We start from the raw sequence: 13,718 nt of genomic DNA on the forward strand, positions 1-13,718 counted from the left end.
GTCTGCACGTCCGGGATCACCGGACGCGGCGTTGCCATTCCTCGTCGATGTGGTCGAGCAGCGAGCGGTAGAGCGCGGCGCACTCCCGGGACACCTCGGCGTCCGGCGCGGCGCCCGGGACGTGCAGCGCGGAGGCCAGCGCGTGTTCCAGTAGGTCCGCGCGCCGGTGCGAATCGTCCGGGCCCGGCGCCGTCGGCATGCCGTCGAGGAAGAAGAAGCCGGTCGTGACGGCGCTGAAGACGTGCATCTGCTCGTCGACCGTCAGGTCCGTGCGCATCAGCCCGGCGTCGCGCAGCCGGGCGAACCAGCGCCGGCCGACCTCGACCCGCCGGCTGCCGATCTCGCCGAGCGTGTCCGCCGCCTCGTGCGCGAGCCGGCCGAGGACCTCCGGATCCCCGAGGTAGAGCGGCCGCACCACCGGGTCCTCGACGAGCTCGCGGTAGAGCGACCGGACGGCCCGGCCCGGCAGCGCCTCCGCGGGGTCCCGTTCCATCCGCTCCGCCATCCGCGCGACGACGGCGTGGTGGCTGCGCAGCAGGACGGTCAGGAACAGTGCGTCCTTGGTACGGAAGTGCAGGTAGACGGTGCCCTTGCCGATCCCGGCGTGCTTGGCGACGTCCTCGATGGTCACCCGCTGGTACCCCCAGCGGACGAGCAGCTCGGTGGCGGAGTCGAGCACGCGCTCGACCCGCGCGGCGGGCTGGTCGGGAGCGGCCACCGAGACCCCCTGTGACGTTGTGACCGGAAATCCTCATTCGGTCATGGCGTCACGGTAGACGCGGATCGCGAGGCTGTCGAGCTACCGTGACCGCATGGCGGACTACGAACACCTGCTGGTGAAGCAGGACGGAGACACGATCCGGATCACCATGAACCGGCCCGAACGGCGCAACGCCCTGTCCGAGCCGCACCTGCGCGAGCTGCTGGCCGCGTTCGAGGACGCGGGCCGCAGCGACGCGACGGGCATCGTCCTGGGCGCCGAGGGCAGGGCCTTCTCCGCGGGGCACGACTTCGCGGACGTCGCCTCGCGGGACCTCGCGGGGGTGCGTGACCTGCTGAAGCTCTGTACGAAGGTCATGGCGACCATCCAGGAGGTGCCGCAGGTCGTCATCGCCCGCGTCCAGGCGATCGCGACGGCGGCCGGGTGCCAGCTCGTCGCCACCTGCGACCTCGCCGTCGCGGCCGAGTCCGCGGCGTTCGCGCTGCCCGGCGGCAAGGGCGGCTGGTTCTGCCACACCCCCGCGGTCCCGGTGGCGCGCAACGTCGGCCGCAAGCGGCTGATGGAGCTCGCGCTCACCGGCGACCCGGTCGACGCGCGCACCGCGGCCGAGTGGGGCCTGGTCAACTACGCCGTCCCGGACGACGAGCTGGACGCGAGGACGGATGCGCTGCTGGCCCGGGCGACCCGCGGCAGCCGGTTCGGCAAGGGCGTGGGGAAACAGACGCTGTACTCCCAGCTCGACCGGCCGGAGGCGGACGCGTACGCCGTCGCCGTCGAGGTGATGGCGTCGCTGTCGCAGTCGCCCGGGGCCCGGGAGGGCATGGCGTCCTTCCTCGAGAAGCGCCCCGCCGTGTGGCCCGACTAGGGCCCCCCTAGGGTCGAGCGCGTCATGATCATGCTCAACCGGAGACACCTGTTCGCGCTCGCCGGCGCGGGCCTCGCCGGTGCGGCGACGGCCGGCTGCGGCTCCCGGTCCGCGTCCGCGCTGCAACGGGGCCGGGAGGACGGCGTGCTCCGCGTCGGGCTCGCCGGTGAGCGGCCCTACGGCTACTCCGCGCCGGACGGCACGGTCACCGGCGAGCAGCCCGAGGTCGCCCGCGCCGTGCTGGCGAAGCTGGGCATCGGCGGGATCGAGGCCGTGCAGGTCGGCTTCGACGGGCTCATCGCCGGCCTGCAGCAGGGCCAGTTCGACCTCATCGCCGCGGGCATGACGATCACCCCCGGCCGGTGTGGACGGGTCGCGTTCTCCCGCCCGGACTTCCTCGCGCCGCCGGCGTTCCTCGTGCCGGACGGGAACCCGCTCGGCATCCGGACGTTCGAGGGCGTCGGCCGGGCGCGGCTGCGGCTCGGCGTGCTGCACGGCTCGGCCGAGGAGGAGTACGCGTCCGCCGCGGGTGTCGCCGCGGAGAACGTCACCGCCTTCGGCGAGCAGAGCGAGCTGTTCCGCGCGGTCGCCGCGGGCAAGGTGGACGCCGCCGCGCTGACCCGCATCTCCCTGCTCGACGAGCTCTCCCGCAACCCGGGGTCAGGTCTGGTGGTCACCCAGGGCGTCGCCGCGCTGGTGAACGGCGCCCGCGTCGTCCCGGCCGGGGCGTTCGCGTTCGCCCGGACCGACACGGACCTGCGCGACGCGTTCGACGCCGCCCTGGCGGAGCTGCACTCGTCCGGCGAGTGGGAGAAGCTCACCGCGCGCTTCGGCTTCACCTCGGACAATCTGCCGTCGGCGGACCTCACCACCCAGGCCGTCTGCTCCGGCACCGCCACCCTGTGAGCCCTGTGCGCGGGGGCTAGTGGTTCAGCACGGCCTGCAGGAAGTCCTGGGTGCGCCGGTGGTCCGGGTCGCTGAAGATCTTCTCCGGTGGGGCGTCCTCGATCACCCGGCCGCCGTCGAACATCATCACCCGGTCCGAGAAGTCCCGGGCGAAGCCCATCTCGTGCGTCACGCACAGGATGGTGATGTCCGTGCTCTCCCCGATGTCCCGCAACAGCTTCAGCACCCCCGCGACGAGCTCGGGGTCCAGTGCGGATGTCACCTCGTCGAGCAGCAGGACGTCCGGCCGCATGGCCAGAGCGCGGGCGATCGCGACCCGCTGCTGCTGGCCGCCGGAGAGCTGGGTGGGGTGGGCGTCGATCTTCTCCCCGAGCCCGACGAGGTCCAGCAGGTCCTGGGCGCGCGCGTTCGCCTCGTCCTTGGAGAGCCCGAGCACGCGGGTCGGTGCCTCGATCAGATTGCCCCGCACGGTCATGTTCGGGAACAGGTTGAACTGCTGGAACACCATCCCGATCCGCATGCGCACCTCCCGGCAGTACTTCTCGTCCGACGGGACGAGCTTGTCCCCCTTCACCATGTGCGAGAGGTACCGGCCGGCGACGGAGATCGTCCCGGAGTTCACCTTCTCCAGGGTCATGAGCAGCCGCAGGATCGTCGTCTTGCCGGAGCCGGACGGCCCGATCAGCGTGACGTGCTCGCCGGGGGCCACGTCGAAGCTCAGCTCGCGGAGGACGACGTTGTCCCCGAACCGCTTCTCGACGGCGTCGAACGTGATCATGGGGTCAGCGGACGGCGGCACGGCGCTCCAATCTCCGAACCAGCATCGAGGCCGGATAGCTCAGGACGAGGAACAGCACGCCGGCGATCGTGTACGGCTCGGTGAACCGGAAGGTCTCCGAGCCCAGCTCGCGGCCCGCGTTGACCACCTCCACGACGCCGATCGCCAGCAGCAGCGGGACCTCCTTGAACATCGAGATCGCGTAGTTGCCCAGCGCCGGCAGCACCCGCGGGATCGCCTGCGGCAGGATCACCCCGGTCCACACCCGGGAGCGGGGCAGGCTCAGCGCGGTCGCGGCCTCCCACTGTCCCTTCGGGACCGCGTCGATCCCGGCCCGGTAGACCTCCGAGGTGTAGGTCGCGTAGTGCACGCCCAGCGCGGTGACCCCGACGACGAACGCGCTGAGCGTCAGCCCGAACCGCGGCAGCACGAAGAACAGGAAGAAGATCTGGACCAGCAGCGGGGTCGAGCGGATGACCTCCACCAGCGCCCACAGCACCTGGTCGACGACCGGGATCCGGGCCCGCCGGACGACCGCGATCACCAGCCCCAGCACGAAGGCGACCGCCGAGCCGAGCACGGTGATCTCGATCGTCGTGAGCAGCGCCTTCAGCAGGTCGGGGATGATCGAGAAGGCGTAGTCCCAGTCCCAGAGCGACGTCGACCCGGCCGCCATCAGATCCCCGCCATCCGGTCCGAGACCCCCGGGCCGGCCGCCCGGGCCGCGACCCGAGCCGCCCGCGACGGGCGCCGCCCCACCCTCCGCGACGCGATCCGCTCGGCGAGCCGCATCAGCGCGGTGAGGATCGCCGCCAGCACGAGGTAGACGAGGAAGACCAGGCCGAAGATCAGGATCGTGTCGTCGCCGTAGTTGGGGATCAGCACGTCACGGGCCTGCCGGGTCACCTCCGGCACCGTGATCAGGGCGAGGATCGCGGTGGACTTCAGGAGCTGGATGAACAGGTTGTTCATCGGCGGGAGCATCTCCACGAGGGCCTGCGGGAAGATCACCCGCCGCATCCGCTGCGCCGGGGAGAGGCTGAGCGCGATCGCCCCCTCGTACTGTGCCCGCGGCACGGACTGCACGGCGCCGCGGACGATCTCCGCCCCGTACGCGCCGTGGTTGAGCCCCAGGACCAGCACGCCGGCCCAGAGCGGCACCAGCTGGAACCCGATCAGCACCGGCAGTACGAAGTAGATCCAGAACAGCTGGACCACCTCGGACGTGCCGCGGAAGCCCTCGACGTAGATCCGGACCAGGACGCGGACCCACCGCCGCGACGAGAGCAGCAGCAGACCGGCCGGGACGGACAGCAGGATCGTGAGCACGATCCCGCCCACCGTCGCGATCACCGTCGGCGGCAGGCCCTGCAGCAGTACCGGGACGATCCGCGACAGGTTGTCGGACACTTGGGGTCAGGCCGCGGCGCACAGCGACGCTGTGGTCACGTCCGGGCCGGGGATGTTGTCCTCGGTGAAGCCGAAGGGCTGCGCGATCGTGAGCCACTGCCCGTTGTCGTGCAGCTTCCTGAGCTCGGCGTTGAAGGCGTCCACGAAGTCGGTGTCCGCCTTGCGGAAGACGAACGCGCCCGCGGAGACGGTCGGCTTGCCGTCGACGGTCGGGAAGAAGCCGTCGGTGACCTCGACGGCCGATCCGGGGTTCTTCTTCACCACGTCGTTGAGGGAGATGTTGGTGAGGGCGGCGGCGTCGGCCCGGTCCGTGGCGACCGCCTGCAGCAGCGTGTTCTGCGTGTCGAACACCTGGATCTGCGAGTCCGGCACCCCGGCCTTCTGCGCGTAGCCCTGCTCGACGGCCCCGCTCAGCACGGCCAGCCGCAGGTTCTTGTTCTTGACGTCGTCGAAGGTCGCGACGCCCTTCGGGTTGCCGGTCGGGACCAGGAACGCCGTCGGCGCGGTGTAGTCCGGCTCGGAGAACGCGGCGCCGGCGCACCGGCTCGGGTTGATGAACATGCCCGCGGTGACCATGTCGAACTGGTTGGCGTTGAGGCCGGGGATCAGCGAGTCGAAGCTGACCTGGGTGGCCTGCACGTCGCTGATCCCCAGGGCCTTCAGCACGGCCCGGCCGACCTCGACGGACTCGCCGGTGACTTTGCCCGTGTTGTCGGTGAAACCGTAGGGGGCCTCCCCCGCGATCCCGACCTTGAGCGTGCCGCTCTGCCTGGCCGTGGCGAGGGTGCCGCTCGCGCCGCTCCCCCCGGAGTTCGTCGCGGTGCACGCGGACAGCAGCACCGGCCCACCCACGGCCACCGCCCCCGCCACCGCGGCTCGTCTGAAGAAGTCTCTGCGGCTCCACCGGTACTCCGACATGGGCTCACCCTCCGGATGTCTTCGTCGACACGGCCGTACCGGGCAATTGCGCCGGCAACCGGCAACGTCGATCGAACGTAGGTGGTCGATCAGGGGGCGTCAAAGGATCTCGGCGGTACTCGGCGGTCGTTACGCGACCGCAACACGCTGACCCCATCACCGTGACCGCGCCGCGGGGGCACCGATAGGAGAGGATCGGCCCATGCTGCGCATCGCGGGACTGCCCGTACCCGGCCCCGGGGACCTCGTCGCCGGAGCCGTCGACGGCGCGAAGGCGCTCGCGGGCTGGACGGAGGACGCGGTCGGCGTGGCCGCCTCGCTGCCGGACCGCGCCACCGCCCTGCTCGACGACGTGTCGGGGCTGGTCGGGCGGATCGGCGGGATCGCCGAGCGGGTCGAGACCCTGCTGGACCGGGTCGAGGGGGTCGCGGAACGGGCCGAGGAACTGGTCGGACGGGTCGACGTCGTCGCCGGGGAGGCCGAGACGATGGTGACCCGCATCGCCGTCGTTGCCGGCGACGCGGAGGTCGTCGTCGGCGGGGCCCGGACCGTGGCCGACGGCGCCGCCACGCTCGTCGCGCGGGCGTCGCTCGTCGCGGACGAGGCGGCGGGGCTGGTCGGACGGGCCGGTCAGGTCGCGGACGGCGCGGCCGGGGTGGTCGCGGGCGCGGCCGAGGTGGCCGCCGAGGCGAAGACCCTGGTCGGCAGCGCGGGAGGGGTAGCGGGCGAGGCGTCGGGCGTCATCGAGAAGGCGACCGCCGTCGCGGACCTCGCGCGCGGCGTCGTCGAGGAGGCCTCCGGGACGAGCTCCGCGGCGAGCGAGCTGCTCGACACCTACGCCCCGCTGGCGAAGCGCGCGGCGCCGCTGGCCACGCGGTTCGTCGACGAGTTCTCCGAGCAGGAGCTGCAGGCCGCGATCCGGATGGTCGACCAGCTGCCGGCGCTCACGAACCAGCTCGAGACCAGCGTCATGCCGATCCTCGTGACGCTGGACCGGGTCGGCCCGGACGTCCACGAGCTCCTCGACGAGCTGCGCGGCGTCCGGATGGCGATCAACGGCATTCCGGGCTTCACGTTCTTCCGCCGCCGGGGTGAGGAGAGGGACGAGGAGAACGGCGGCCGCCAGCCGGACAGGCGGTGAGAACGGCGCTGAACGACTCCGGTCAGCTCCCTCCTACAGGTCGTTCGCCTCCCGGACCAGGGTCACGATCGCGTCCATCATCTCCGTGAGCCGGTAGTCCTTCGGTGTGAAGACCGCCGCGATCCCCTTGGCCTTCAGCGTCGCCGCGTCGTCGGCCGGGATGATCCCGCCGACCACGACCGGAATGTCCTCGGCGCCGGCGGCGCGAAGGCCGTCGACGACCGCCGGCACGACCTCGAGGTGCGAGCCGCTGAGCACGGACAGCCCGACGACGTGCACGCCCTCCTGCACCGCCGCGGACACGATCTGCGCGGGCGTGAGCCGGATGCCCTGGTAGACGACCTCGAACCCGACGTCCCGGGCCCGCACGGCGACCTGCTCGGCGCCGTTGGAGTGCCCGTCCAGACCCGGCTTCCCGACGAGCATGCGGAGCCGGGTGCCCAGCTCGTCGCCGGTCGCGCGGACCCGCTCCCGGACCGTCGCGATCTCGGTGGCCGCCTCCCCGGACGCGACCGCCGCGGAGACGCCCGTGGGCGCCCGGAACTCGCCGAAGACCTCGCGCAGCGCGCCGGCCCACTCCCCCGTCGTCACGCCGGCCTTGGCGCAGTCCACGGAGACCTGCATCAGGTTCTCGTCCGTCTTGGCGGCGTCACGCAGGGCGGTCAGCGCGGTCTCGACGGCCGCGTTGTCCCGGGAGGAGCGCCACTCCTTGATGGCCGCGATCGCGGCGGCCTCGGTCTCCGGGTCCACCGTCTCGATCGACGCGGCCCCCTCGGCCTGCAGGGGGCTCGGCTCGGTGGTGTCGAACTTGTTGACGCCCACGACGATCGCCTCGCCGGTCTCCATCCGGCGGCGCCGCTCGGCCAGCGACGAGACGAGCTCGCCCTTCATGTAGCCGTTCTCGACGGCCGCGACCGCGCCGCCCATCTCCTGCACCCGGTCGATCTCCGCCTGGGCACCCTCGACGAGCTCGGCGACCTTCGCCTCGACGACCTTCGAGCCCTCGAACAGGTCCTCGTACTCCAGCAGGTCCGTCTCGTAGGCCAGCACCTGCTGCATCCGCAGCGCCCACTGCTGGTCCCACGGGCGGGGCAGGCCGAGGGCCTCGTTCCATGCCGGCAGCTGGATCGCGCGGGCCCGGGCGTCCTTGGAGAGCGTCACGGCGAGCATCTCCAGCACGATGCGCTGGACGTTGTTCTCCGGCTGGGCCTCGGTCAGCCCGAGCGAGTTGACCTGGACGCCGTAGCGCAGGCGTCGCTGCTTGGGGTTCTCCACGCCGTAGCGCTCGAGCGTGATCCGGTCCCACATCCGCCCGAGCGCCCGGAGCTTGCACATCTCCTCGACGAACCGCAGCCCCGCGTTGACGAAGAACGAGATGCGCCCGACGACGTCGCCGAACTTCTCCGGCGGCACCTGCCCGGAGTCCCGCACGGAGTCCAGCACCGCGATCGCCGTGGACAGGGCGTAGGCGAGCTCCTGCTCGGGCGTCGCGCCGGCCTCCTGCAGGTGGTAGCTGCAGATGTTGATCGGATTCCACTTCGGGATCTCGGTGACCGACCAGGCCACCATGTCCGTGATCAGCCGCAGGCTCGGGGCCGGCGGGAACACGTAGGTCCCGCGGGAGAGGTACTCCTTGACGATGTCGTTCTGCGTCGTCCCGGCGAGCTTGGACCGCATCTCCTCGATGTCGATCCCGGCGGCCTCGGCCTGCTCCTCCGCGACGGCGGTGTAGAGCGCGAGCAGCCACATCGCGGGCGCGTTGATGGTCATCGAGGTGTTGGCCTCGGCCATCGGGATGCCCTCGAAGAGCGTCCGCATGTCCCCGATGTGGCTGACCGGCACGCCGACCTTGCCGACCTCGCCCTTGGCCAGCTCGTCGTCCGGGTCGTAGCCGGTCTGGGTGGGCAGGTCGAACGCGACCGAGAGCCCGGTCTGGCCCTTGGCCAGGTTGCGCCGGTAGAGCGCGTTGGACTTCTCCGCCGACGAGTGGCCGGCATAGGTCCGGATCACCCACGGACGGTCGCGCTCACGATCGGTCGGGTACGGCACCGGACACCTCCACGTCGAAGAACGGCCTGATCGTACTGGCCGGTAGCGACTCGCACCCCCGGTGAACGGCCGTCGTCACACCTTCTGGGTGGAAAAGTACGCGAAGTGCGCGAGAAAGTACGCGCCTGATCGATCCAGCGGCCGGCGCGAGCGGGATGAACGGGCCGGTCGGGCAGGTGGGGGCGCACACTTCACGGATGGGGATTCCGTCCGGGCTCATCGAACTCGGGGGCTCGCTGCTCGCCATCGGCCTGGTGATCGCGTTGCTGCGCTGGACCTTCGGCACGAACGCGACCCAGCCCTCCCCGCCCAGCGACGATCCCGACGACCCGATGGGCGTCGGCCTGCTGGAGCAGGTCTCGGAGGTGCCGACGGAGTCCGCGGCCCAGGTCCTGGCGGGCCGGCTGCGCTCCGAAGGGGTCCGGGCGACGATCGCGAAGCCCGCGCCGGACTCCCCCGGCTACCGCGTCCTCGTCTTCCCCCAGGACGTCCCGACCGCCCGCCTGATCCTGCGCTGACCCATTACGCGTCGTGGAGCCACAATGCGCTTTCCCGGCCGCAAGGAACGCGTTGTGGAGCCACGACGCGGTCAGACCCTGTGGTACTTGGCGTCGAGGAAGCAGAAGATCCCGTAAGCCGCGATCCCGATCGCCACAGCGATCAGCAGGAACATCCCGAACGGCTGCTGCCCGAGCGTCCTGAGCGCGGAGTCCAGGCCGTTGGCCTGCTGCGGGTCGAACCTGACCGCGGCGGTGACGATCAGGATGCCCAGGACCCCGATCGCGATCCCCTTGGCGATGTAGCCGATCTGCCCGGTCCGCTCGTCGACGCGGCGGGCGTGCTGGTCGGCTCCCGTCAGGTCCTGGTCCTCCATGAACTTCTTCTTCCAGCCGTTGTAGATCATCACCCCACCGCCGATCACCACGCCGATCCCCACCACAGCCACGAGCACCTGGCCGCCCGGCAGCCCGAGCAGGCCCGCGGTCGCCTTGCTGCCGCCGGTGCCCGACGAGGCGCCGCGGACCGCCGTGGTCGCGGTGAGCGCGGCCAGCGCCGCGTAGATGACGGCCTGCCCTGCATTGACCAGCCTCTTCATGAGGCGCTTCTTCTCGTCGGTGATGTAGGTGAAGCCCCAGACGGCCGAAGTCGCGCGCCACAGCACCACGCAGACGAACCCGAGGAACAGCACCCACAGGAGGACCTTCCCGAAGGGCTCCGCGGCGATGGCCGTGAGTGCCCCGCTCTGGTTCGCCTTCCCTCCTCCTCCGCCGAGCGCGACCTGGATCGCGAGCCATGCGATCAGCAGGTGCAGCACGCCGTTCGCGGCGATGCCGACCCGCGCGCCCTTCTTGATCGGTTCACTGCGCGCGATCTGTCTGGGGCTCCGGTCGGCGGGTGCGGCGTCGTGCACGGGGACCTCCTGGGGCCGTCTCCGGGGTCGCCCCGGCAGTGACCCGGACGTTCCCACGCCCGTTATGCCCCGGCATCCGCTGCTACTCCGTCCGGCCCAACGACACCGCGGGAGAAGCCCAATCCCCTGCCGTCGTCGACGTCCCGGCCTCGAGCGTCAGTGCTCCCGTCGACGCGCCTCAGCGCTCGGGGTCGCAGTTCACCCGCGACACGTCCGCGCCCAGGGAGGCCAGGTTCTCCACGAACCGCGGGTAGCCGCGGTCGATGTGGTCGACGTCCCAGACCTCGGTCTCGCCGTCCGCGCACAACCCGGCGAGCACGAGCCCCGCGCCGGCCCGGATGTCGCTCGCCCACACCGGGGCGCTGGAGAGCCGGTCGACCCCGCGGACGACGGCGTGGTGCCCGTCCGTCCGGGTGTCCGCGCCGAGGCGCACCATCTCGTCGACGAACCGGAAGCGCGCCTCGAACACGTTCTCGGTGATCATCGAGGTGCCGTCCGCGACCGCGGAGAGCGCGATCGCCATCGGCTGCAGGTCCGTGGCGAAGCCGGGGTACGGCAGCGTCACGAAGTCCACCGCCCGCGGACGGCCGGGCATGGCGACGGTGAACGCGTCCGGCTCGATGCTCGTCTCCGCGCCCGCGGTGCGCAGCTTGTCCAGCACGAGGTCGATGTGGTGCGGGTCGACGCCGCGGACCGTCACCTCACCCCGGGTCATCACGGCGGCGAACGCCCAGGTCGCCCCCACGATCCGGTCCCCGATCACCCGGTGGGTGGTCGGCTGGAGCCCGGTGACGCCGTGCACGGTGAGCGTGGAGGAGCCGACGCCCTCCAGCTTCGCGCCCATCTGCTGCAGCATCAGGCAGAGATCGACGATCTCGGGCTCGCGCGCCGCGTTGTCGATGATCGTGGTGCCCTCCGCGAGCACCGCGGCCATCAGGATGTTCTCGGTGGCGCCGACGCTGGGGAAGTCCAGCCAGATCTGCGCGCCGTGCAGGCCCTCCGCCGTCGCGACGACGCGGCCGTGCTCGATCTCGGTGGTCGCGCCCAGCTTGCGCAGGCCCGCCTGGTGCATGTCCAACGGCCGGGAGCCGATCGCGTCCCCACCGGGCAGCGGGACGACGGCGCGCCGGCATCGGGCCACCAGCGGCCCCAGCACGCACACCGACGCCCGCAGCTTCGACACCGAGCGGTAGTCCGCCTGGTCGCCGGGCTCGGCCGGGACGTCGATGGTGACGGTGTCCCCGTCGACCTCGACGGTGCAGCCGAGGCTCCGCAGCACGTCCGCCATCAGCGGGACGTCCAGGATCTCCGGACAGTTCGTGAGCGTCGTCGTGCCCTCGGCCAGCAGCGCCGCGGCCATCAGCTTCAGCACGCTGTTCTTGGCGCCGACGACGTCGACGGTCCCGGTCAGCCGGGCCCCGCCACGCACCGCGAAATGTTCCACCACGACGCGCGACGGTAGCGGTCCCCGTCTCCCGGCCCCACCGTCGCCCCCGCCTGTTCCACTCCCCGCGAGTCGCGGTATCCCCGTCATCGGGGCGCGGGATTTCCGGATGCCGTCACGTAGTCCCGGCCTGCGGACCACCCGGCTGCCACAGCACGTCGCCGTCCGGGTTCGCGGCCCGCCCGAGGATGAACAGCAGGTCCGAGAGCCGGTTGAGGTACTTGGCCGTGAGCGGGTTGGTCCGCTCGGCGTCCACCTCGAGCAACGCCCACACCGTCCGCTCGGCCCGCCGGGCGACCGTCCGGGCCACGTGCAGGTACGCCGCGCCAGGGGTCCCGCCGGGCAGGATGAAGGACGCGAGCTTGGGCAGGTCCTCGTTGAACTCGTCGCACCAGGCCTCGAGCCGGGTGACGTAGTCCTCGGTGATCCGCAGCGGCGGGTACTCCGGCTGTTTCGGATCATCTGGGGCGACGATCGGGGCGCACAGGTCGGCACCGACGTCGAAGAGGTCGTTCTGCACCTGCGCGAGGGGCACGAGCAGCCGCTCGGAGAGCCCGCCCACGGTGACCGCGACCCCGACGGCGGCGTTGCACTCGTCGGTGTCCGCGTAGGCCGCGAGCCGGGTGTCGGTCTTCGGGACCCGGCTGAAGTCCCCCAGCGCGGTGGTCCCGGCGTCGCCGGTCTTCGTGTAGATCCTGGTCAGGTGCACGGCCATGCCCAGACCCTAACCCCCGCGAGCCGGCACTCCCATGCGCGCGAGTCGGCACTTCCGGTCGTCCGAGTCCGCGATCTCGGTAGACCGGGATGGCACATTCGGACGACCGAATACGCCGACTCGCGGGGTCTAGGAGGCCTGGCGGTAGCCGGTGGAGCGGCCGGGCGGGGCGGCCTCGAGCCAGGAGAGGAAGCCCGTGAGCACGTCCCGGGACATCGCGAACTCGATGTCCTCGCCGTGGCTGCGGCAGCGTAGGACCGCGGCCGCGTACGGGATCGCGAAGGACTCGGACGCCAGCGGTTCGCGCCGGTCCACGATCTCGACCTCGGTGCGGTCGATCGTGACCGACGCGCCCACCCGGAAGCTCGTCAGCCGGTACCAGGCGAACTGGTCACCCCGGTAGCGGCCGACGCCGAAGTGCCAGTCCGTGACAGCGAAACGGCGGCGCAGACACAGGTCCACGCCGCCGCCCCGCATGAGTCGTACCCGCCGGATCGCGAGCCAGCCCAGCAGGAGACACGCGCACAGCAGCAGGACGCCGACGACGAGTGCCACGGTCCCCACTGCTGTCCGGTGCCCGCTACTCGCTGCGCGCCGACTCGGCGGCTCTGAGGCGGGCCTCGGCCCGGCGCCGGGCCGCGATCCCCTCGGGCTCGGACGAGTCCGCACGGTCCAGCGCGGCCTGCGCCCGCCGGACGTCGATCTCGTCCGCCAGCTCGGCGAACTCGGCCAGGATCGTCACGCCCTCGGGCGTGATCGACAGGAACCCGCCGTGCACGGCGACCGTGATCGAGGTGCCGTCGGTCGGGTCGATGCGGACGACGCCCGCGTCCTCGAGCTGCGCCAGCGTGGGCTCGTGGCCCGGCAGCACGCCGAGCTCGCCCTCGGTGGTCTTCGCCAGGACGAAGTTCGCCTCACCCGACCAGAGTCGCCGCTCGACGGCGACGAGCTGAACCGTCATCTCAGCCAAGGATCAGCCCTCGAGCTTCTTGCGGTTCTTCTCGAGGTCCTCGAGTCCGCCACAGAGGAAGAAGGCCTGCTCGGGCACGTCGTCGAACTCGCCCTTGGCGATCTTGTCGAACGCCTCGATGGTCTCCTTCAGCGGGACCGTCGAGCCCGGCTGGCCGGTGAACTGCTCGGCCACCAGGAGGTTCTGCGAGAGGAACCGCTCGATCCGGCGCGCGCGGCCGACGAGCTGCTTGTCCTCCTCGGACAGCTCGTCGATGCCGAGGATCGCGATGATGTCCTGCAGGTCGTTGTACTTCTGCAGGATCCGCTTCACCTCGTTGGCGACCCGGAAGTGCTCGTCGCCGATGTACTGCGGGTCCAGGATCCGGGACGTCGACGTCAGCGGGTCGAC

General features: G+C 71.5%; 15 protein-coding genes and 1 pseudogene. 4 read left to right on the forward strand and 12 right to left on the reverse strand.

Annotated elements, in window-relative coordinates; genetic code table 11:
• Positions 1-16 precede the first annotated feature (16 nt).
• The gene (locus tag JWP64_RS20320) at positions 17-718 is read right to left on the reverse strand and encodes a TetR/AcrR family transcriptional regulator (protein ID WP_297499519.1); all 702 of its coding nucleotides are present in this window, start codon (positions 716-718) and stop codon (positions 17-19) included.
• Positions 719-812: 94 nt separating this feature from the next.
• On the opposite strand from JWP64_RS20320, the gene JWP64_RS20325 reads away from it, so the two are divergent.
• Both JWP64_RS20325 and ehuB (JWP64_RS20330) read left to right on the forward strand, forming a co-directional pair.
• On the forward strand, positions 813-1,586 hold the full coding sequence (locus JWP64_RS20325) for an enoyl-CoA hydratase-related protein (protein ID WP_297499521.1): 774 nt from the start codon (positions 813-815) through the stop codon (positions 1,584-1,586).
• Positions 1,587-1,610: 24 nt separating this feature from the next.
• Positions 1,611-2,492 carry an ectoine/hydroxyectoine ABC transporter substrate-binding protein EhuB gene (gene ehuB / locus JWP64_RS20330; RefSeq protein WP_297499524.1) on the forward strand — a complete coding sequence of 294 codons (882 nt, stop codon included), beginning with the start codon at positions 1,611-1,613 and terminating at the stop codon, positions 2,490-2,492.
• A gap of 16 nt (positions 2,493-2,508) precedes the next feature.
• Here the strand turns inward: ehuB (JWP64_RS20330) and ehuA are convergent, their stop codons facing one another.
• Genes ehuA through ehuB (JWP64_RS20350) form a run of 4 tightly spaced genes read right to left on the reverse strand, consistent with a single transcriptional unit; the run spans position 2,509 to position 5,598 of the window.
• Complete coding sequence (gene ehuA, locus JWP64_RS20335; protein ID WP_297499526.1) at positions 2,509-3,270, reverse strand: ectoine/hydroxyectoine ABC transporter ATP-binding protein EhuA; 762 nt, start codon at positions 3,268-3,270, stop codon at positions 2,509-2,511.
• 4 nt (positions 3,271-3,274) lie between these two features.
• The gene (gene ehuD, locus JWP64_RS20340; protein ID WP_297499528.1) at positions 3,275-3,946 is read right to left on the reverse strand and encodes an ectoine/hydroxyectoine ABC transporter permease subunit EhuD; all 672 of its coding nucleotides are present in this window, start codon (positions 3,944-3,946) and stop codon (positions 3,275-3,277) included.
• The gene (gene ehuC / locus JWP64_RS20345) at positions 3,946-4,680 is read right to left on the reverse strand and encodes an ectoine/hydroxyectoine ABC transporter permease subunit EhuC (RefSeq protein ID WP_297499529.1); all 735 of its coding nucleotides are present in this window, start codon (positions 4,678-4,680) and stop codon (positions 3,946-3,948) included. Before ehuC ends, ehuD begins: the two co-directional genes overlap by 1 nt.
• 6 nt (positions 4,681-4,686) lie before the next feature.
• A complete protein-coding gene (ehuB, locus tag JWP64_RS20350) occupies positions 4,687-5,598 on the reverse strand; it encodes an ectoine/hydroxyectoine ABC transporter substrate-binding protein EhuB (RefSeq protein WP_297499531.1) in 912 nt (303 codons plus the stop codon).
• 202 nt (positions 5,599-5,800) lie between these two features.
• Here ehuB (JWP64_RS20350) and JWP64_RS20355 point away from each other — a divergent pair, with 202 nt between their 5' ends.
• Positions 5,801-6,739, forward strand: a complete 939-nt coding sequence (locus tag JWP64_RS20355) for a hypothetical protein (protein WP_297499533.1) — start codon at positions 5,801-5,803, stop codon at positions 6,737-6,739.
• Positions 6,740-6,772: 33 nt separating this feature from the next.
• Here JWP64_RS20355 and JWP64_RS20360 read toward each other — a convergent pair whose 3' ends face one another.
• Positions 6,773-8,788 (reverse strand): protein meaA, encoded by a 2,016-nt coding sequence (locus tag JWP64_RS20360; protein WP_297499535.1) that lies wholly within the window; start codon positions 8,786-8,788, stop codon positions 6,773-6,775.
• 197 nt (positions 8,789-8,985) lie between these two features.
• On the opposite strand from JWP64_RS20360, the gene JWP64_RS20365 reads away from it, so the two are divergent.
• Positions 8,986-9,306, forward strand: coding sequence for a hypothetical protein (locus tag JWP64_RS20365; RefSeq protein ID WP_297499537.1), 321 nt, complete (start codon positions 8,986-8,988; stop codon positions 9,304-9,306).
• A gap of 71 nt (positions 9,307-9,377) precedes the next feature.
• Here the strand turns inward: JWP64_RS20365 and JWP64_RS20370 are convergent, their stop codons facing one another.
• The 6 genes and pseudogenes from JWP64_RS20370 to JWP64_RS20395 all read right to left on the reverse strand — a co-directional run.
• The gene (locus JWP64_RS20370) at positions 9,378-10,199 is read right to left on the reverse strand and encodes a DUF1206 domain-containing protein (RefSeq protein ID WP_297499539.1); all 822 of its coding nucleotides are present in this window, start codon (positions 10,197-10,199) and stop codon (positions 9,378-9,380) included.
• A gap of 178 nt (positions 10,200-10,377) precedes the next feature.
• Complete coding sequence (gene murA / locus JWP64_RS20375) at positions 10,378-11,646, reverse strand: UDP-N-acetylglucosamine 1-carboxyvinyltransferase (RefSeq protein WP_297499541.1); 1,269 nt, start codon at positions 11,644-11,646, stop codon at positions 10,378-10,380.
• 112 nt (positions 11,647-11,758) lie between these two features.
• Positions 11,759-12,358 carry a cob(I)yrinic acid a,c-diamide adenosyltransferase gene (locus JWP64_RS20380; RefSeq protein WP_297499543.1) on the reverse strand — a complete coding sequence of 200 codons (600 nt, stop codon included), beginning with the start codon at positions 12,356-12,358 and terminating at the stop codon, positions 11,759-11,761.
• Between the two features lie 129 nt (positions 12,359-12,487).
• Positions 12,488-12,913, reverse strand: coding sequence for a DUF2550 domain-containing protein (locus JWP64_RS20385; RefSeq protein WP_366890300.1), 426 nt, complete (start codon positions 12,911-12,913; stop codon positions 12,488-12,490).
• 25 nt (positions 12,914-12,938) lie between these two features.
• Positions 12,939-13,328 carry a F0F1 ATP synthase subunit epsilon gene (locus JWP64_RS20390; RefSeq protein ID WP_297499546.1) on the reverse strand — a complete coding sequence of 130 codons (390 nt, stop codon included), beginning with the start codon at positions 13,326-13,328 and terminating at the stop codon, positions 12,939-12,941.
• Between the two features lie 3 nt (positions 13,329-13,331).
• Positions 13,332-13,718, reverse strand: a pseudogene (locus tag JWP64_RS20395) (F0F1 ATP synthase subunit beta); the annotation flags it as partial.

Origin of the sequence: Pseudonocardia sp., assembly GCF_025465255.1 — a bacterium.
In the GTDB taxonomy this organism is placed as follows: domain Bacteria; phylum Actinomycetota; class Actinomycetes; order Mycobacteriales; family Pseudonocardiaceae; genus Pseudonocardia.

Coding starts and splice junctions, on each gene's coding strand:
- ehuD (WP_297499528.1), bottom strand. CDS start 3,946: ATGGCGGCCGGGTCGACGTCGCTCTGGGACTGGGACTACGCCTTCTCG.
- ehuB (WP_297499524.1), top strand. CDS start 1,611: ATGATCATGCTCAACCGGAGACACCTGTTCGCGCTCGCCGGCGCGGGC.
- JWP64_RS20325 (WP_297499521.1), top strand. CDS start 813: ATGGCGGACTACGAACACCTGCTGGTGAAGCAGGACGGAGACACGATC.
- JWP64_RS20380 (WP_297499543.1), bottom strand. CDS start 12,358: ATGGCCGTGCACCTGACCAGGATCTACACGAAGACCGGCGACGCCGGG.
- JWP64_RS20365 (WP_297499537.1), top strand. CDS start 8,986: ATGGGGATTCCGTCCGGGCTCATCGAACTCGGGGGCTCGCTGCTCGCC.
- ehuA (WP_297499526.1), bottom strand. CDS start 3,270: ATGATCACGTTCGACGCCGTCGAGAAGCGGTTCGGGGACAACGTCGTC.
- ehuB (WP_297499531.1), bottom strand. CDS start 5,598: ATGTCGGAGTACCGGTGGAGCCGCAGAGACTTCTTCAGACGAGCCGCG.
- JWP64_RS20355 (WP_297499533.1), top strand. CDS start 5,801: ATGCTGCGCATCGCGGGACTGCCCGTACCCGGCCCCGGGGACCTCGTC.